This window comes from Acinetobacter sp. NIPH 817, assembly GCF_000368405.1.
Lineage (GTDB): Bacteria > Pseudomonadota > Gammaproteobacteria > Pseudomonadales > Moraxellaceae > Acinetobacter.
On sequence record NZ_KB849420.1, the window covers coordinates 2,045,822 to 2,064,537 of the forward strand.

16 protein-coding genes are annotated in these 18,716 nt (G+C 37.8%); 10 read left to right on the plus strand and 6 right to left on the minus strand.

What is annotated here, in order from left to right; genetic code table 11:
* Window positions 1-13: 13 nt before the first annotated feature.
* The 4 genes from F968_RS13340 to F968_RS13355 all read right to left on the minus strand — a co-directional run bounded on the left by F968_RS13340 (window position 14) and on the right by F968_RS13355 (window position 6,067).
* Entirely contained in the window at window positions 14-1,753 is a 1,740-nt protein-coding gene (locus tag F968_RS13340) for a ShlB/FhaC/HecB family hemolysin secretion/activation protein (protein ID WP_004793839.1), read from the minus strand.
* Window positions 1,754-1,877: 124 nt separating this feature from the next.
* Window positions 1,878-3,341, minus strand: a complete 1,464-nt coding sequence (locus tag F968_RS13345) for an amino acid permease (RefSeq protein ID WP_004793843.1) — start codon at window positions 3,339-3,341, stop codon at window positions 1,878-1,880.
* Window positions 3,342-3,740: 399 nt separating this feature from the next.
* Window positions 3,741-4,835 (minus strand): arginine N-succinyltransferase, encoded by a 1,095-nt coding sequence (astA, locus tag F968_RS13350; RefSeq protein ID WP_004793844.1) that lies wholly within the window; start codon window positions 4,833-4,835, stop codon window positions 3,741-3,743.
* On the minus strand, window positions 4,832-6,067 hold the full coding sequence (locus F968_RS13355) for an aspartate aminotransferase family protein (RefSeq protein WP_004793846.1): 1,236 nt from the start codon (window positions 6,065-6,067) through the stop codon (window positions 4,832-4,834). The genes astA and F968_RS13355 overlap by 4 nt, the downstream gene beginning before the upstream one ends.
* Before the next feature lie 136 nt (window positions 6,068-6,203).
* On the opposite strand from F968_RS13355, the gene F968_RS13360 reads away from it, so the two are divergent.
* The 7 genes from F968_RS13360 to F968_RS13390 all read left to right on the plus strand — a co-directional run bounded on the left by F968_RS13360 (window position 6,204) and on the right by F968_RS13390 (window position 13,713).
* Window positions 6,204-6,626, plus strand: a complete 423-nt coding sequence (locus F968_RS13360; protein WP_002001056.1) for an Lrp/AsnC family transcriptional regulator — start codon at window positions 6,204-6,206, stop codon at window positions 6,624-6,626.
* 326 nt (window positions 6,627-6,952) lie between these two features.
* Window positions 6,953-8,383 carry a gamma-aminobutyraldehyde dehydrogenase gene (locus F968_RS13365; protein ID WP_004793848.1) on the plus strand — a complete coding sequence of 477 codons (1,431 nt, stop codon included), beginning with the start codon at window positions 6,953-6,955 and terminating at the stop codon, window positions 8,381-8,383.
* A 28-nt stretch (window positions 8,384-8,411) separates the two neighbouring features.
* Entirely contained in the window at window positions 8,412-9,182 is a 771-nt protein-coding gene (locus tag F968_RS13370; RefSeq protein WP_004793850.1) for a nuclear transport factor 2 family protein, read from the plus strand.
* 55 nt (window positions 9,183-9,237) lie between these two features.
* Window positions 9,238-9,957 carry a FadR/GntR family transcriptional regulator gene (locus tag F968_RS13375; RefSeq protein ID WP_004793852.1) on the plus strand — a complete coding sequence of 240 codons (720 nt, stop codon included), beginning with the start codon at window positions 9,238-9,240 and terminating at the stop codon, window positions 9,955-9,957.
* Window positions 9,958-10,022: 65 nt separating this feature from the next.
* Complete coding sequence (locus F968_RS13380; protein WP_004793853.1) at window positions 10,023-10,730, plus strand: cache domain-containing protein; 708 nt, start codon at window positions 10,023-10,025, stop codon at window positions 10,728-10,730.
* 187 nt (window positions 10,731-10,917) lie between these two features.
* Entirely contained in the window at window positions 10,918-12,249 is a 1,332-nt protein-coding gene (locus tag F968_RS13385) for an APC family permease (protein WP_004793855.1), read from the plus strand.
* 18 nt (window positions 12,250-12,267) lie between these two features.
* Complete coding sequence (locus tag F968_RS13390; protein WP_004793857.1) at window positions 12,268-13,713, plus strand: NAD(P)/FAD-dependent oxidoreductase; 1,446 nt, start codon at window positions 12,268-12,270, stop codon at window positions 13,711-13,713.
* 99 nt (window positions 13,714-13,812) lie between these two features.
* Here the strand turns inward: F968_RS13390 and F968_RS13395 are convergent, their stop codons facing one another.
* Window positions 13,813-14,325 (minus strand): hypothetical protein, encoded by a 513-nt coding sequence (locus F968_RS13395; RefSeq protein WP_004793859.1) that lies wholly within the window; start codon window positions 14,323-14,325, stop codon window positions 13,813-13,815.
* Window positions 14,326-14,666: 341 nt separating this feature from the next.
* Here F968_RS13395 and F968_RS13400 point away from each other — a divergent pair, with 341 nt between their 5' ends.
* Together F968_RS13400 and F968_RS13405 are read left to right on the plus strand one after the other, a co-directional pair.
* Window positions 14,667-16,025 (plus strand): amino acid permease, encoded by a 1,359-nt coding sequence (locus tag F968_RS13400; RefSeq protein ID WP_081399547.1) that lies wholly within the window; start codon window positions 14,667-14,669, stop codon window positions 16,023-16,025.
* A gap of 376 nt (window positions 16,026-16,401) precedes the next feature.
* Window positions 16,402-16,761: a C1 domain-containing protein gene (locus tag F968_RS13405; protein WP_004793863.1), complete on the plus strand. Its 360-nt coding sequence runs from the start codon at window positions 16,402-16,404 to the stop codon at window positions 16,759-16,761.
* 94 nt (window positions 16,762-16,855) lie between these two features.
* On the opposite strand, the gene F968_RS13410 is transcribed toward F968_RS13405, so the two are convergent.
* Entirely contained in the window at window positions 16,856-17,410 is a 555-nt protein-coding gene (locus F968_RS13410) for a TetR/AcrR family transcriptional regulator (RefSeq protein WP_212749652.1), read from the minus strand.
* Between the two features lie 745 nt (window positions 17,411-18,155).
* Here F968_RS13410 and F968_RS13420 point away from each other — a divergent pair.
* Window positions 18,156-18,605 (plus strand): hypothetical protein, encoded by a 450-nt coding sequence (locus F968_RS13420; RefSeq protein WP_228128905.1) that lies wholly within the window; start codon window positions 18,156-18,158, stop codon window positions 18,603-18,605.
* The last annotated feature ends 111 nt before the right edge of the window (window positions 18,606-18,716 follow it).

Genomic DNA, 18,716 nt, shown 5'->3' on the forward strand with positions numbered 1-18,716 from the left:
TTTCTAAAGTAAATTAATAAGAAAGGTTGATACTAAAACCGGTAACCCAGTCTTTTTTTATGCTGTCAGGTGCAATCAGTCCCCGACCTGTAAAGGCATCCAGATAAAAACTATTTTGATAGGTGCGTAGCCCTAAAACACTCCCGAGTAAATAACGCTGGCCCGGTATGCTATTACGCCCATTGACCCAGCCCTGATCGACTGCCATATAAAACTGGGTATTAGGAATTGGTGCATTCAAGCTGATTTCTTGTTGTACATACTGTCCGTTATCTCCGGAGAGCATGAGTTCACCGTCAAAACCACGCACGCTATAGCGCCCGCCAATATAAAAGCGGTCATTCGGTACTAAAATTTTCGGTGCATATTGTCCACGCCAGTTAAGGCGGTACTGAGCAGGTTTTTCGAGCAAAAGGAATGGTGCGCTAAAACGTAAATCGGCACTTAAAAGTGGCGCACGGGAGTAACCTTCAACAGGAAGATGTTTTCCCTCAATATTGGTAATATTTTCTTCTGGTGCAGTTCGGGCACCTACTCCCATCCCACGACGGTAATCGATGCTGCCGTCTAATACTGCATTTCCTAAATATTGACGATGCTGAAACCCTAAATTCCAGCCTGAGGTTCTACGGTGTAAGACATTAATCTCAACATCATCAATAAAACTTTGGCTTTCCTTATGATAAAGTTTTCCATACAGACTAGTTTTATGCTGCCCGCTACGGCTAATCACACGAGACAAATTCAGGTTGGCTTGTTGGCTGTTACCATGGTAAAGCAGTGGACCATTCGCACCTAAGACTGTTTGCTTATATTGATAGTCATTGTAGCTAAGACCTAAATCATAATAACCAACAGGCAATTGATAACTAACAAAATAACTTCGGTTTAAGTCTTCATGAAAGTCATCTAATGAGTGACTCACATTTAACGATAAAATATCATTTAGATGAAACGGGTTATTGACACCTATCCCGATGTTTCCCATATAGGTACCGGTATCCTGATTACCCGAATCATCTACACTTAAATTGAAGTTAACTTTTTGTAGTGGCTGAAGTTTAAGTATTAAATCGCTATAGCCCGTTAATTCTTTATCTTGACTATTTGCAGGCGCAATTTGCATATCTACTGTGTAGACACGTTTGAGATTTTCCAGCCCCTGATCAAGCCTTTTTAGATTTACAATGTCGCCCGCTTTAAAGGGCAAGCCTGTCTTAAGCTGTAATGAGGAAATTTTACCTTCCTGAATTATGATTTTATTCAGGCGACCAATTTGCACACTCAGGTTTAAATTACCCGGATTTAAGTCTTGCGGACTCACGATAATTTGACTGGTAATAAAACCCTTTTTTAAAAGTTCGTTTTGGGCATAGTTCACGATGTTATGTAAACTTTGGGTTCCAATACATTTACCCAAAACATTCTGTGGGTGTTTTTTTATAGCTTTAACCACAAAGTTAAATTGCTGTAGTTCAGACTCAGACTGATCATTTAAAGGGACAAAACTAATTTTTTTAACCGCTACACATGGGCTCTCTTCAACAACCAGATGCTTAAAATCCTGTAATGGCTTGGTGTTTTGGTAAGGAGTTTGCTGGGCAAGCTGGTCTTGTATTTGCTGGTTAAGCTCTTTTAAACGCTGATCTTGAAGCACCTGACTCGGTAAAGAAACATCTTCAATGGCATAGACATATTGGTGAAAACCCGCAAAAAGAATAAGGGAAGAAGTTATAAATTTTTTAGTTAACATCTCATATACAGAATTGTACGTATAGTCACACTATTTTACATAAACACAATATATATCTCAATATTTAGAGCATAAAAAAGCTAGGCACTCACCTAGCTTTAATATAAAAACAACTATACTCGACTTAAATATAATCAACCTTTTGAGCTTTTAAAATATCAAGCTGCAACATCTTTTTCTTTTTATATTTATAGGCAATAAACAAACCAATAAACCATACTGGTGAAAACTCTAAAGCAATCAGTGTGTCATGATCTAAAGCTAAAATTACTATAGTGAAGACTAAAAATAGCATCGTCATCCATGCCATAAATAAACCACCTGGCATTTTATATTTTGACTGAATATGTAATTCAGGACTTTTCTTACGATAATAAATATACGAAAGCACAATCAACATGAATGTAAAAATACATAAAATTGAAGTAAGTGCTGAAATAATCGTAAATGCCGTCATAACATTTGGAACAATAAACAAAATAGATGTTCCAAGCGTTACACAGGCCATTGAAAAAACGAGGCCTCTAATTGGAACCTTTCTTTTCGATAATTTGCTAAAACTTTTTGGTGCATCGTTATCTAAAGCTAGGCCGTATAACATACGGCTGGTCGCAAATATTCCACTATTTGCAGAAGATAGCGCCGAAGTCGCAACAACAAAGTTGATTAAACCTGCCGCAATTGGTAACCCTACCAATGTAAACATTTCTACAAATGGGCTTTTTTCTGGTGAAACCTTAGCCCAAGATGTAACTGCAATGATACAAACCAATGCGCCCACATAGAATAACAAAATGCGTAAAGGAATAGAGTTAATTGCTTTTGGAAGTGAGGTATGCGGGTCTTTAGTTTCAGCAGCAGTTGTACCAACCAACTCAATACCAACAAACGCAAATATGGCAATTTGGAAACCAGCTAAGAAACCTGTTACACCATAAGGAAACATGGATTGTGTTTCAAACAAATGGCTCATTGAGGCCTTAACCCCATTTGGTGAAGTAAATCCAGTACTAATTAAATAAATGCCAGCCAAAATAAACAGAATAATTGCAGTAATTTTGATGAGTGAGAACCAAAACTCAAGTTCACCGAACAATCGAACAGCCACAAAGTTGAGTATGGTTAAGACGGCTAATGAAGTAAACGCAGGAATCCAAACGGGTAAATCGGGATACCAAAACTGCATGTACCCTCCGATCACAATCACGTCTGCAATCGCAGTAATAATCCAGTTACACCAGTAGGACCAACCAAGGAAAAACCCCGCCCATGGGCCGAGATAAGCCGTTGCAAAATCGGCGAAAGTTTTAAAATTAGTGTTCGCAAGCAACAATTCACCCATTGCTCGCATCACGAAGAAAAAGAAGAAACCAATAATTAAATAGGTTAAAACAATTGAAGTACCCGAAACACTTAATGTTTTCCCGGAACCCATAAATAACCCAGTACCAATTGCACCACCAATTGCGATCATCTGAATATGACGATTGGTTAATGAGCGCTGCAATTTCTCTTCTTCTTGTTCAGTCATATGTTGACTACCAAGAAGATCTCCTTCCAGGAACTGCTTTCCGTTATTCTTACTCATGTAATATTTACTCCAATTTATAGCAACCGTCGTAAATGCTTTAATAATAAATAAATTATATGATTATTAATTTAGTCCATTAAATCATTCTAAAAATATTATTAAACCACTTAAAACCTTATAAATTCCTTTTTAAAAGCTATTACCTATAACAATAAAAATTAATCATCAATCCTTTCCTTCATTATTATATTAGCCCGCTTTTCTCAATATAATTTCAATAAATATTTAAAATCTATAGATTAATTAAATACTTTATTTACTTACTCTTTATATAGAAAAACAGGCTAATTAATCCCAGCTCAGCGAGCAAGATTGTATTTATCCATATACCCATCTTGCGCTAGCGATAATATAGTATTCCTTCTTAAATTTGGTGAAATGTATAGTAATTTTTGCTTAATTAACAGCCATTCGAAAATGCTCAGTCGCTTTGAGTTTATTGACCACTTCTGGGCTCGAAACTTGTTTAACTTGAACACTTAGCACCCGAACTAAAGAGCCATTTTCGACATTCAATTGTTTTGCCTGTTCTTTTGTTAACTGCAATATGTTCTGATGAGGCCGGCTATACATAAGAATGGCCCGATAATTTTCATAATCATCATTAGCCACAATGTAAGACTCATCCCCTACAGCGATATTTTGTGGCTGTTCAATTTGAACCGTTACAGACTGACTTTCTTTAATTGCCCGTAAATTTTCGATATCTGCTTGCAGCGTTGCGCCCCCATCAAAAATATCGACATAGCCTTTATAGCGTAGTCCCTCTTCAAGCAGCAGGTTGTAGGCCGGTCGAGTATTCGGATGCACAATGCCAATCGCGGCTTTAGCATCATCAGGTAACATATCGACATAGAGTGGATGTCTTGGCATCAGCTCAGCAATAAAAGCCTTCTGCCCTACACCACTTAAATAATCGGCCTTGGTAAATTCGATATTAAAAAACTTATGACCTACCGCATTCCAAAATGGTGACTGCCCATTGGCGTCAGAATATCCGCGCATTTCGGCAACAATGGTTTCTTCAAAATATTGACGGAATGCTGAGAGAAATAAGAAACGGACTTTAGATAAAAATTTGCCATTTTTATTTAAGCGATAGTCAGGATCTAAAAATAAAGTACAAAGTTCACTACAGTTGGTATGGTCATTACTCAAATACAAAGTCGGTAAAGCGTTATAAACACTTAACGGTTCTGACGCATGCACTTGTGTCCCAACATGGAAGTTATACCAAGGCTCTCTTAACCCAAGTGCCACTTCAATACCGCAAACGCCGACGACTTTGTTGAGTTCAGTATCTTCTAAAACAAATAAATAGACCTGATCTGCTTTTGATAATTCGCCTGCGACAGTTTTACAGGCGCGTTCAATGCGAGCAGCAAGTTTTTCCATATTGGGCTGCAAAGATGTCAAACCAAAACCTGCTTTTTGCGCCAACAGGTAAAGGTCATTAAGATCTTTAGGTTCGATGTAACGAATAATCATCATGCTGCTTGTTCATCCTTTTGAATTTCAACAAAGCGAGCAAGCGCAAGTTCAAAGCGTTTTAAGCCTTCATCAATATCAGCAAATGGAATAATCAAAGACGGCGTAAAACGTATAACGTTTGGACCAGCAATCAGACTCAGTAAACCTTCTACACTTGCAAGGTTATTAATATCTTTTGCTTTACCTGCGAACTTATCTTTTAAGGCACAACCTATTAGCAAACCTTCACCGCGAATCGTTTCAAAGATTTCATATTTTTCATTTAATTGATTTAAAGCTTTTTTATAATAATCATGACGTTCTTTAACGCCATTAAGCACTTCGGGTGTATTAATAAACTCAAATACTGCACCTGCAACCGCACTTGCTAACGGGTTACCGCCATAAGTCGTACCATGTGTACCCACTGAAAAATGTGGAGCAAACTTATCTGTTGTTAACATTGCACCCACTGGGAAACCACCGCCTAGTGCTTTTGCAGTCGTTAACACATCTGGAATAACACCTGAGTTCATGTAGGCATAGAGTGCACCTGTACGACCAACACCCGTTTGCACTTCATCAAAAATAAGTAACGCACCGAACTCATCACATAGCGCACGTAAACCTTTTAAAAATTCGATGTCAGCAGGAATAACGCCGCCTTCACCTTGGATCGGTTCAACAATGACTGCACATGTTTGCTCATTAATCACCGATTTTGCAGCTTCTAAATCATTAAAGGCAACATGGTTGATACCGTTTGGAAGTGGTGCAAAGTCTTGTGAATATTTAGGTTGACCACCCGCTGAAACGGTAAATAAAGTACGGCCATGGAAAGCATTGTTAAATGCCACAATGCTACTTTTACCAGCAACGCCGCTGTCTAAACCAACTTTACGAGCCAGTTTTAAAGCAGCTTCGTTGGCTTCTGCACCTGAGTTACAGAAGAAAACCTTGTCTGCAAATGTATTTTCGGTGAGTTGTTTTGCAAGACGTAGAACGGGTTCATTTGTATAACCGTTGCCTACATGCCAAAGTTTTGTTGCTTGTTCTGCTAAAGCATTTACTGCCACTGGATGCGCATGACCTAATGCGTTTACTGCAATCCCGCCTGCAAAATCAATATATTCTTTATTTTGTTGATCCCAAATACGTGAACCTTCGCCACGTACCGGAATAAAATTTGCTGGTGCAAAAACTGGAACCATCCACTCGTTAAAGTCACTACGTGAAACTGCAAAATTATTCATTTTATCTAGTCCATTAAATTAAAATTATGAGGGTTAGTTGATGACCCTATTATTCAAAATCAAATTGATTCACAAAATTTGTAATTCAATCAAAAATGAATTATTTTTTACCAATCTGATAATTGACAATTACAATATGGATAACATTGATCAAATTATTTTAGGTTTACTTAAAGATAACGCACGGATGTCTGTTACCGAGTTAGCCGAAAAAGTTCACGTTTCAAGAGCAACTATTAAAAAGAGAATGGAGTATCTTGAATCTTCGGGCATCATTACCGGATATACAGTACGGTTTAAACCCAATGCTGAACGCAACGTTATTCGTGCATGGATGAGCATTATGGTTGAAGGGACCAAAGCGCAATCTGTGATTAAAGAATTACGCCTAGAAAGTGCCGTTGAATGTTTGCATAAAACCAATGGCAAATGGGACATCTTGGTCGAGCTACGCTCTGATACTTTAGAAAACTTCGACAAAGTTTTAGAAAGAATCAGGAATATTTCAGGTATTTACAACAGTGAAACCAGCATTCTGCTTGCGAGTCATAAGACCTAATCATTCACTTTAATTTCAAATCATAAAAACGAAATTGATGAGCTAAGCATATGGTTTGGCTCATCAAGCTACTTTTAATTAGAAAAATTCTGCTCTTATCTTTCCTCAAATCTACTGAACTACAAAGATAATCAACCTCTCCTAAAAATCTTCACAAATCTTTAATTTTTTTTAAATAATCAAATCAAAAACTTAAAATCTAATTTGATTTAAATCCCAACTTTTTTCACTCACCCCCCTCATCAAAGCATTTGACAGAAAATTTAAAACATAATACATATAGTATTATATGTTATATGTTAAAACCTAAGGACAAGGTATAAAAAATGGCTAAAACTCAACTACAACACTTTATTAACGGCGAATATGTTGCTAGCAAAGGAAATGATTATTTCGACTTAGTCAGCCCAGTGACTGGTGAAGTTTATGCACAATCACCGAATGCAACCGAGGCCGAAGTTGATACAGCTTATGCTGCTGCAAAAGAAGCATTCAAAATTTGGGGACGTAGTACACCTTCAACTCGTCAAAAAGCATTATTGAATTTGGCAGATGCGATTGAAGCAAATGCGGAGCGTTTAATTGAGGCTCAAAGTCGTAATACGGGTCAATTAAAACACTTAATTGCATCGGAAGAAGTAGGTGCATCGGCAGATCAGGTTCGTTTCTTTGCAGGTGCTGCCCGTTTACTCAATGGCACAGCTTCAGGTGAATATTTAGAAGGTTTAACCTCTTCTATTCGCCGCGAACCTGTCGGAGTGGTTGGTCAAGTTACCCCTTGGAACTATCCACTTATGATGGCTGTTTGGAAAATTGCTCCTGCTTTGGCTGCGGGTAACACAGTTGTACTTAAACCAAGTGACACCACCCCTGAAAGTACGCTTTTACTTGCAGAAATTGCTGCGCCATTCTTCCCTAAAGGTGCATTTAATGTGGTGTTAGGCCAAGCTCAGGTGGGTTCAAAAGTTGTATCACATAAAACCCCTGCTCTGGTTTCTATTACAGGTTCGGTTCGTGCTGGATTACAGGTTGCAGCTTCAGCGGCTGCAAATTTAGCAAAAGCTCACCTTGAGCTTGGTGGTAAGGCACCTGTCGTGGTTTTTGAAGATGCCGACATCGATAAAGCAGTTGAAATGATTGCTTTAACGGGCTATTTCAACGCAGGACAAGACTGTACTGCGGCAACACGCGTAATTGTAGCTGAATCTGTTCATGATGAATTTTTAGCTAAGCTCGTTGAAGCTGCAAAAAATACCCGTTTTGGCGAACCTGATGATCAAGACGCACTTTATGGTCCGCTTAACAATGCCAATCAATTAAAAAATGTTAAAGCCTTTATTGATAACTTACCTGCTCATGCCAAAGTTGAAACAGGCGGTAAACAAGCAGACCGTCCAGGCTTCTATTTTGAACCCACTGTTATTAGTGGCTTAAAACAACACGACGAAGCCATTCAAAATGAAATTTTTGGACCAGTCATCACTGTTCAAAAATTTACAGATGAAAATGATGCGATTGAAAAAGCCAATGACGTTGAATATGGCCTAGCTTCAAGTGTGTGGACTAAAGATCACGCCCGCGCAACTCGTCTGTCTCGTGAACTCGATTTCGGTACAGTTTGGATTAACACTCATATTCCTTTAACCGCAGAAATGCCACACGGTGGTTTCAAAAAGTCAGGTTATGGTAAAGATTTATCTGGCTACGGTTTTGAAGAATATACCCGCGTTAAACATGTGATGAGTTCAAACGAATAATAAAAATGGACTTTGAAAGGAGATCAAAATGAATAAACAACAAATGAAAGACTTGGTGAGCAAAGCCCATCACGAGCTATTTAATTTGCACGACACCACTGCTCTGGACCGTTATTTTTCTGAAGACTTTATAGAGCACTCTCCACTCGTTGCAAATGGTCTTTCAGGCCTTCGCCAACTGGTAGAAGACTGCCCCGACATGCAACATGAAGCTGTACGTGTATTGGCAGATGGTGACTTGGTTGCGATTCATGGCCGCTTTCAGGGTTTAGATGAAAACCCTTTAGTTGGTTTTGATATTTACCGAGTGAAAGACGGCAAAATTGTAGAACACTGGGACGGTCTTGTGGCAGAAGCTGCACCGAATGTAAGTGGTAGAACGCAGTTAGATGGACCAACTGAAATCGTCACTCACCATGATGCAGAGAAAAATCGTGAGATTGTGACCTCTTTCTTTAAAAAGTCATTAATTGATGGCAATTACGAAGCTTTTAAAGAATACACCCACGACGATCAGTTCATTCAACATAGCCCAGATATTGGCGATGGTGTTAATGCAGTAATTGATTTTTTGAACAATATCCGTAATGAAGGACAAGGTTTGGTATACTCCAAAACTCATCGCTCCATTGCTGATGGTCAATTTGTGTTGACACATTCCGAAGGAAATATTGCTGGAAATCGACATGCCTATTTTGAACTGTGGCGTGTAGATAACGGCAAAATTGTTGAACTTTGGGATGCAATACCAGCTGTGCCTGAAGATGAACAGGCCGTCCATCAATATGGCGTGTTTTAATCATTTATCCGTTTCATTAAGCTAAGTCACTGACTTAGCTTTTAGAGAATTCGCCATGTCAGCATATACGATAATTTTTGCACCTATCGCTCAGGCAACTCGATCGGAACAAGTTGTAGAACGCTTAGAAAATGCAATTATCTCTGGATTGCTCAAAAGCAATGAACAGCTTCCTAACGAGGCGGATCTAGCTCGCTTAATGGGAGTGTCACCGATTACAGTACGTGAAGCCTTAAATACTTTACGCGTAAAAGGTCTGATTGATACACGACGCGGGCGAAACGGCGGAAGCTTTGTTTGTGAGTTACCTTCCGATTTACTCTTAAACAAACACCCTCTTCGCCAAGCGTCCAATGAGTATCTAGCTGATTTAGGCGAGTTTCATAGTGCAATTTTAAGCCATGGTGCATATTTGGCAGCACAAAGAACCACTGAATATGAATTAGGCAAAATCAAAGAACTTATTGATCAATTTGAACAGGCCGTTGAAGCAGACACACGTGCCCAACTTGATTTACGTTGCTTGCTGACACTCACCTCTTTTGCTCAATCAGCTCGACTGGCAAATCAAGAGTTAACCATACAAGCCGAATGGGCACCGCTCATTGCTGTGCTTTATCAAGATGATCAGTTTCATCAAACGGTCGTCGCTCAATACCACCAACTTTTATCATCTTTTGTTCAAGGCAATGAAGATGATGCTGTTATTCAGGCACGAAAAATCATTTCGATGCTAACAGACCAAATGCTTCGATATAAGTTATCTATCGAATAAAAACAATAAAGTAGAGCGCTTATAAAGTATCAAGTGAGAAATACGGAATTTTAGGAGTTATAGGAATGACCCAACATTTAGATATAGAAGAGCTTCAAAATTTGTTAAAGACGGTGGTGGAGGAAACGACAGCCATTACAGAAAAGCTGGCGACCAAAGCGAGTAAAATTCTCTCAAAACATGAACCTGAAAAAACGAAAGACGTTAAGCTTTCAGGTTCAGAGCGTTCAGCTTTGCAAAAAGAAATTAAAAAAGCCCTACAGGAAAGCCATTACAGTCAAGGTATCGGCTTTGCAAGTTATAGCCCTGCAACGCAAGAAGAACAAGATTATTGGACACTCGAATGGTGGTATAAAAAAGAAGATCAATTGCAACAAGCTAAGCTTGAAAACTATCAAAATGCTCAGCGATTTCTAGATTTCCGCTCTTTTGAATGGTTTCATAAACCTGCTCAAAATAAGAGTCCGTGCATACATGGGCCTTATGTCGACTATATTTGCAATGGTGCATATACCATCACCCTTGCCCATCCAGTCATGATTCGTGATCAATTTATCGGTGTAATTGCCACCGACATTTTAGTTTCAGCACTTGAGAAACTACTCATGCCGAAGCTTAAAAATATCAAACAAAAAGCAATTGTGATCAACGATTCCTCTCGAGTGATTACTTCAAATGACATCACCATCAGAACAGGCACATTATTTAAAGGCCAAAGCCCACAGCAGGTTCTGTCACGACCGTGTCAATCTTTTCAACTGGTCGTGATCTAAAGTGAAGTCGAAAATATAAATATTTGACTTTGCTTTAGAGCATCACCAAGGCGAAATAGCCCCTAGCTTTTGTACAAACTTTCTTCAAACAGACTTATTTATTCAGGTCTAGGGGAAGTTTTGGCTCAAAAATAGCATCGCTTTTCCGGATGAAAAGCAAAACAACGAAATTTGAGGTTGAAATGACATGGAAAATAAAACGTCTTCCTTAAAAAAACTGTCTCTTTGGCAAGTCACGATTATTGGTATTGCCTACATGACTCCCATGACGGTGTTTGATACTTTCGGTATTGTCTCTGGCATTACCAATGGACACGTACCACTCGCATATTTACTCGCACTTGGTGCCATGCTACTCACCGCTTGGAGCTATGCAAGATTCAGCAAAAATTCAGAAAAATCAGGCTCGGCATATAGCTATACAGCTGAAAGTTTAGGGCCAAAAAGCGGTTTTTTTGTGGGTTGGTGTTCCCTACTCGACTATTTATTACTGCCCCTCATTAATGTTTTACTTGCTGCAATTTATCTCACAGCACTAATTCCAAGTCTGCCTTACTGGTTTTGGGTGCTTGTATCGGCGGGCCTAGTCACTTTAGTGAATTGTTTCCGCATTCGGTTACTCGCCAATTTGAGTCTATTGTTTGTATTTGCACCCATCATACTCATGGTCATTTTTGTTTATTTAGTGATTAAGGGTATTGGCTCGACTCAAGGTTATGAGCATGTGCTTACATTAGCCCCACTCTGGCATGAGCACCAAACTATACTACCGCTCGTTGCGGGTGCCTCAGTTTTGTGCTTTTCATTTTTGGGCTTTGATGCTGTTACCACGCTTTCAGATGAAACCAAACAACCTACCAAAAACATCCCTCGTGCGGTCATGTTAACGACTCTCGCTGGCGGACTTATTTTTTTCACAGCCGCTTGGTTTATTCAGCTTTATTTTCCAAATAATCTACGCTTTCATCATCCGTCAGAAGCACTTCCTGAAATTGTGCTTTATGTCGGCGGTGCATTCTTCCAATCCGTATTCTTATGCGGACAAATTATGAACACAGTCGCCTCTGGTCTTGCCTCTCATGCCAGTGCTTCGCGTTTACTGTATATAATGGGCACCGATAATATTTTCCCTAAAAAGTATTTTGGGACAATTCACATCTCTTTAGGTACACCATTTTTTTCGGTTTTATTTGTTGGTCTTATTTCAATGTCCGCGGTTTTTCTAGATTTAGCACAAGTCGTAAGCCTGATCAGCTTTGGTGCGCTAGTCGCTTTTACAGCCGTAAATTTCTCAGTTTTTATGAAATTTTATATTAAAGATAAACAGCGCTCAGGGTTTAAAAATAAATTTCTAAACCTCTTTTTACCGCTTTTATCCGTCATCAGCATTATTTGCCTCTGGCTTAACCTTGATTCATCTTCGCTCACTTTCGGATGTTTTTGGTTATCGTTAGGCATTCTTTTATTTATCTATAAAACGATTAAAAAACAAAGTATTGCGATTAGTAATGCTTATTAATTTTTAAGGAACTTCGTCATGAATATTATTTCTAAACCTCAACTTTTAAAAGACGTGCAATATAAACCAAGTAAATCTCTACAAGTGGGCAAAGAGTGGAGCTGGTTAAATCCAAAACACGCAAAATTTGACACAGCAAATATAGAAGGCGCAGCGGTAGATAATCCAGCGAACTACTATGAAAGCTCACTTTCTGATTGGCATACATTTGACAGTTTACAAGCTGATATTGAATGCGATGTGGTGGTTATTGGCGGTGGCTTATTAGGTTCATCAAGTGCATTACATTTAGCTGAACAAGATGTAGATACAGTTTTATTAGAAAAAAACCGCATTGGTAGTGCAGCTTCTGGCAGAAATGGCGGACAACTTACCCCTGGTTTAGCTCGCTGGGAAGCTCAAGAAATGGCCGATCGCTTAAGCTATGAAGATGCCAAAAAACTATGGCATTTTACCTCTACGGAAGCGATGCAACTTATTGATGAAATCTCAGAAAAATACCAACTCAACTTTGACCGAAAACATGGTCACATTACTGCCGCCGTTCATGAAGGACATTTGGTTGGTTTAACACAAGGTGCCGATGCACGAAAATATTTAGGTGAAGACCATACGCGCATTGTGGGTAAACATGAACTTATGGACTTTATTAAGTCTGATTATTACACAGGTGGTTTAATTGATGAGTTGGGTGGACAAATCCATCCTTTAGCTTTAAACCGCGGTTTAATTTATGGCTTTTGCCAAAATGGCGGTACTGTTTATGAACAAACAGAAGTCATTTCAATAGAAGAAAAAGCAGATGGTATTTATGTTCAAACAGCAAATGCTGTCGTAAAAGCTAAAAAGTCTGTGGTGTTAGCGGTACACCATGCTTCTTTTAAACTTTTATCAGAGCAAAGCAATACTACTATTCCGTTTTACACCTATGTTGCGACGACTGCCCCACTAGAGCTTGATACAAAAGAGCTTCTGCCATTTGGGCATCCAGTCTATGACACTCAATTCCAGATTGATTACTACCGCCCTGTGTTTAACAACCGTTTATTGTTTGGTGGCCAAGGCACAGGAACATGTTGGGGACCAGAGAAAACTTTAAATTATCTAGAACATCGAATTCATACGGTTTTCCCTCAAATTAAAAATCTAGAAATGGATTTTGTCTGGAGTGGAACAACTGATTTAACCGTAAATGGTGCAGTCGATAGCCGTAAGTTTGGCAATAAATTCCCGATTTATGCTGTTCACGGCTGGAGTGGTCATGGCGTTGCACAGACGGTACGTATTGGTAAAGCCATTGCGAATGACTTTGTTGGGCAATCTAACGATTTTGAAATGTTATCTAAAATTGATCATCAAAATATTATGTTTGGTCGTACCCTTGCTCCCGTTGTTATTCCGCTCGCAAAAAGTATGTATGGCATCGGCGCAATGATTAATCCGGGCAAAATGGTATCTTTCTAATTTATAGAACCACTAATTTTCAGAAAAAGGATTCGTATAGCTTTGTACGGATCTTTTTTTAGATATTAATTAGGCTTAGTTAAATAGGAGTAGGTTTATTTAGGGGTCAACTTGTTTATCCACATGATTCATTAATACTTCTATAAGCTCATCTTGCTTACCGTCAGCTACTGGAATTAGATATACTTTTCTGTCACTAGTAATACCTATACAATTAAAATATTCCTTTTTAAAACCATTCCAGTGACCAATACGATATTGATCAGCAATAATATTAAACTTATTAAATTTAACAGTTTTTATCCCACAAATTTCCAATATCAAATAATCTTTTTCGAAATAGAATCTAAAAATAGTATAACGATAATATTTAAAAAATTTTCCAAATAAATAAAATAGTCCCAACACCCCCATAGAAACAGGATATAAATAATACAATGACACACTAATACCAAATAAATCTATTGCCCATTTATCCGATTCAAAAATTTCAGTCCAAAAAATAACTATACTAAAAAGGAGAAATAAAAGTCCCACAATCTCTCCTTTTATTAGTTTAGTACAATCAGAGTTTATAAGATATTCATATTTATATAGTTCTTTATAATGCATTTTCTACAACCTTCATTCCCTTACTCAATTTTATTCCTTTTACGAATATAAATTTCTCTTGTTAATACTGTTAGAAATACACTATCTCACCAAACTTCATAGATAAAAGTATATTCAGTTTTAACAATCATTTTTACAGCATTACTCTCTTAAAAGACTTACGTAGAACCTTGTCATTTCACTCATCAACTTCTATTTTATTTGTATATCTAATAATTGTCTTTAATCATTTCAAATATCCGTAGTTTTCTATACTTGCAATTCATCACCATTTTTCCGATTAGGCTAATGATGCGCAATCCATTACAATAACGCCAGCTTTTTTATTCAGCGCATATATTTTGAGCAACTCATCTTCCCAATTAAAACGCGGACTTAAAAATCGCCATATCCAGTTAATCGCTATGGGTGGTGCTGTCGGGACAGGTTTATTTTTAGGCTCTGCACAAGTCATCCAGTCTGCTGGCCCTTCTATTATTTTAGGTTATGCCATTGTCGGTTTGGTCGCATTTTTAATTATGCGCCAAATGGGTGAAATGATCGTAGAAGAACCTGTGGTCGGTTCTTTCAGTTACTTTGCACAAAAATATTGGGGAAGATTCCCCGGTTTTTTATCGGGCTGGAACTATTGGGTGGTCTATATTTTGGTCGCGATGACCGAGCTGACAGCAGTTGCTAAATATGTGCATTACTGGTGGCCTCATATTCCTGCTTGGGTATCAGCCTTATTTTTCTTTGTTTTGGTCACATGTTTGAACTTAGGCAACGTTAAATTTTATGGTGAATCTGAGTTTTGGTTAGCCATTATTAAAGTTGCGGCAGTCATTGCCATGATCGTGTTTGGCTTATATTTATTGGTCACCGCAGGTAGTGATTCTATCGCTAGCTTCTCGAACCTATGGCAGCATGGCGGATTTTTCCCGCATGGGTTCTCGGGCCTGTTTTATATGCTTGCCTTCTTAATGTTTGCTTTTGGCGGTATTGAACTGATTGGGATGACTGCTGCTGAAGCCGAAAATCCTGAAAAAAGCATTCCACAAGCCATTAACCAAGTCATCTTTCGAATCTTGGTTTTCTATGTAGCTTCGCTTGCCATCATCATGTCGCTCATTCCGTGGAATCAGCTTGACCTCGGTGGTTTAGATAAAAGTCCATTTGTGATGATTTTCAGCCAGCTTGGTATTGGCTGGGCAGCGCATTTGCTTAACTTTATTATTTTGACGGCTGCACTGTCTGTTTATAACAGTGGTATGTACGCAAACAGTCGCATGTTGTATGGCCTAGCAGTACAAGGTCACGCATCCAAAATTTTTACAAAAGTGAGTAAACAAGGGGTTCCAACACCTGCTGTTATCTTTTCTTCTATTCTGATTTTTGGTTGTGTATTGCTGAACTATTTTATCCCAGAAGAAGCTTTAAGCTATCTCATGTACATGGCTGTGGCTGCATTGGTTTTAAACTGGGCAATCATTAGCTTTACCCATTTAAAGTTTAAACGTGCCATGAAACTTGAAGGTAAGGTTGTTAAATTCCCTGCACTATTTTCACCTTTAAGTAACTATATCGTTTTGATTTTTATTGGCATGATTTTATATATCATGTGGACAAAAGGGTTTGAAAAATCGGTGATTTTAATTCCAATCTGGATTACATTCATGTTTGGATTATATAAATTTTTGAGTTGGAAAAAATCACTCTAATCTTCAAAGAAGGCTTATTCAAACAGGATAAGCCTTTTATCATTTTACAGCTCATTACCCTAAGTAACTTCAGTAAATCTACTAAAAAAACCATTCACATTCTATTCATCATTATTAAATTGTTCTCTACTAGACACATTAATATGTAAGCCTTAGTCATTCTAAACATTGGTATTTAATGAGATAATTATTAAAGTACAAGTGTTTACATGATCTATAAATATTTGTGTCAATGTTCAGCTAAAATCAAAGCAGACCAGTTATCGTTACGATCGCTCAATAGGAAAAAGACACTTCATCGAAAGACAGGTTCTTTACCCACTTAACTGATTTAGCGCCGTACTGTGTCACTCAATGATGAAAGACAGGAAATTTTATGGAAAAAGCTCTGCAATGTCCTAAGTGTGGTTCTACCGAAGTTGAAGCACGTGACCATGACAAATTACTTAGAACAACTGGCGGTGTTTTACTGACAGCTGCTGGTACGACAGCAGGCACTGTAGGTGGTGCTGCAACTGGAGCTTCTGTTGGTGCAGCGATTGGTACGATTGCTGGCCCTTTAGGTGTGATTGTTGGCGGAACTGTAGGAACTTTTGTCGGTGCAATTAGCGCAGGTATTACCGGCGGTGTAGTTGGCAATATTTTTGGTAAAAAAGCAGGCGTAATGATCGATAAAAATATTTTTCAGGATTATCGCTGCCTAAAATGTAAATATCGTTTTAAGCAAAAGAAGTAATGTTTATTTAAATTAAGCTCAGGTTTAATTTATTTTCAAAGTAAGGAAAGTAAGCAATTATTAGTATCTTTCCTTACCTATGTTTTCCTCTCATTTATCCTAAAGTAATAAAAAAATAATCTAATAATTTTTCTTTTTCATCTGGCTTGTTTGGGTCTAAAAGCTGAACCATTGCCCCATCAATCACAAACAAAAACATGTGCGCATCTTGTTTTGAAGCATTTGCGTTGGTTGTTAAAAGTAAATTATAGATTTCATTAATAAACCAGTTTCGATATTCAACGACCACCTGATACGCCTTTGGATGCGTTTTCGCAATTTCAAAAATAGCTTTAAAAAGCAAATGATAAAGTCCGTCTAAATCGGCATGTAAAAAGTAAATTTTGCGGAGCTTTTCAAGCAGCGTTAATTCTTTTTGAACATGAATGATTGAAAGTACTTCATGTTTTAGACCATCTTTTTGAAAGGTTAAACTCATTTGAATTAGCCTTTCTTTTGAATGAAAGTAGTTATAAAAAGTCGCTTTCGGGATTTTCGCCGACTCAATAATTCGATCGACCCCGACATTGTGAAAGCCATAGTGATTAAACAGATATCGGGAAGTGTGAAGCACACTTAAAGCACGAAATGGGAGATCTGAATGTGGCATAGTTTTACCGTTATAAAATAAATTCTTGTTGTATATAAATGAGATAAAAATGCCTTTACTCTTTTTTAAATAAATAAAAGGCATAGCAAAGCCCATAAAGACTGTGCTTGGCACATCTCAAGTTTTATTGTTGATTAAGTTTTGGTTAAGATGGATTAAAGTCTGAAAAGCCAAGTGACTTTCAAACTGCTTTTAAAAGTTCAAGTTGTGTCGTTATAGCTTTTGGCAAAGGCTGCCAAGAAATAATGAATGTGCAAAGCAAACTCCTTTTTATTGGGAGTTCTGCCAAATCATTAAAATTATGGTGGCAGAACGAAAGGGGGTTCGCAGACTGGAAACAAAGGAACCAGCACACCCGAAGGTGTCCCCCTTCCGCCCTACCGTAGAGAAAAAGGGGGCGAACGAGTTCCCGACACACAAAACAAGAGTTTTGCATATCGACTTTGTTTTCCCGGTCTGCGACAACCGACTGGCAATGTGGCCAGCAGGCAAAGGATAGTGCTCTACCATTTGGCAGTCAAGCACACAAAATGACATTTGCTTTAAAATAGATCATTAAAAAGTAAGGATAAATAATTAAAATTTATTGTTAATTTGGGGTTTATAAAGTTACAGAAGTCAAAAACAAATTAGCGAATTATAGGTTTTTTGATTAGGGTTTGTGCCCGTATTTCGTATAAGGGGTATTAGGTTAAATGAATAAAATTTATAATATTAATAATAATCTCTAAGGCTAAAAAAATTAATGCTAACGAACACTCATCAAGACTATATAAATAAGGTAAGTAAAATACTTGAAGCTTTGGAGGAAAAAGGAGAAATAATGATTCTTTCACAATCTTCCGAAATAATATCGAAACTAATAATCCACTCAATTGCAGAAGAAACACTAGAAAAGAGACTAGAAAGTGATTTTATTATTGAATGTGACATTCCTTATTTACTTGAAACTATCACATCTCAGTTGAGCTCAATATTTAAAGAAAATAAAGAAAACGCAGATGGAATTGTGAATCAATTTTATCATAATTTATTAGATAGATTGACTAGGCAGCAAGTTGCAGAGCTTTTACACCATGAAGGAGCCTTTGAAATAGCCTTACGATCATACTATTCCATAAAATTAGGGAATGAAGATTATTTAGATTTAAACTATCTTGATTGGCGAAAACAATATTATTCTCAACTAAAATAATAAGAGGCTTTATATAAAATAAAAGGTGTTTTTCTCCCGTTCCACCGTAGAGGGCCACAAGTGGTATTGTTGTTTGCTTTTCATTCTATTTCTTTCCATTTATAAAAAATA

What these genes read in the sequence shown, in the direction of transcription:
- F968_RS13340 (WP_004793839.1), bottom strand. Translation starts at nt 1,753, where the DNA reads ATGTTAACTAAAAAATTTATAACTTCTTCCCTTATTCTTTTTGCGGGT.
- F968_RS13345 (WP_004793843.1), bottom strand. Translation starts at nt 3,341, where the DNA reads ATGAGTAAGAATAACGGAAAGCAGTTCCTGGAAGGAGATCTTCTTGGT.
- astA (WP_004793844.1), bottom strand. Translation starts at nt 4,835, where the DNA reads ATGATGATTATTCGTTACATCGAACCTAAAGATCTTAATGACCTTTAC.
- F968_RS13355 (WP_004793846.1), bottom strand. Translation starts at nt 6,067, where the DNA reads ATGAATAATTTTGCAGTTTCACGTAGTGACTTTAACGAGTGGATGGTT.
- F968_RS13360 (WP_002001056.1), top strand. Translation starts at nt 6,204, where the DNA reads ATGGATAACATTGATCAAATTATTTTAGGTTTACTTAAAGATAACGCA.
- F968_RS13365 (WP_004793848.1), top strand. Translation starts at nt 6,953, where the DNA reads ATGGCTAAAACTCAACTACAACACTTTATTAACGGCGAATATGTTGCT.
- F968_RS13370 (WP_004793850.1), top strand. Translation starts at nt 8,412, where the DNA reads ATGAATAAACAACAAATGAAAGACTTGGTGAGCAAAGCCCATCACGAG.
- F968_RS13375 (WP_004793852.1), top strand. Translation starts at nt 9,238, where the DNA reads ATGTCAGCATATACGATAATTTTTGCACCTATCGCTCAGGCAACTCGA.
- F968_RS13380 (WP_004793853.1), top strand. Translation starts at nt 10,023, where the DNA reads ATGACCCAACATTTAGATATAGAAGAGCTTCAAAATTTGTTAAAGACG.
- F968_RS13385 (WP_004793855.1), top strand. Translation starts at nt 10,918, where the DNA reads ATGGAAAATAAAACGTCTTCCTTAAAAAAACTGTCTCTTTGGCAAGTC.
- F968_RS13390 (WP_004793857.1), top strand. Translation starts at nt 12,268, where the DNA reads ATGAATATTATTTCTAAACCTCAACTTTTAAAAGACGTGCAATATAAA.
- F968_RS13395 (WP_004793859.1), bottom strand. Translation starts at nt 14,325, where the DNA reads ATGCATTATAAAGAACTATATAAATATGAATATCTTATAAACTCTGAT.
- F968_RS13405 (WP_004793863.1), top strand. Translation starts at nt 16,402, where the DNA reads ATGGAAAAAGCTCTGCAATGTCCTAAGTGTGGTTCTACCGAAGTTGAA.
- F968_RS13410 (WP_212749652.1), bottom strand. Translation starts at nt 17,410, where the DNA reads ATGCCACATTCAGATCTCCCATTTCGTGCTTTAAGTGTGCTTCACACT.
- F968_RS13420 (WP_228128905.1), top strand. Translation starts at nt 18,156, where the DNA reads ATGCTAACGAACACTCATCAAGACTATATAAATAAGGTAAGTAAAATA.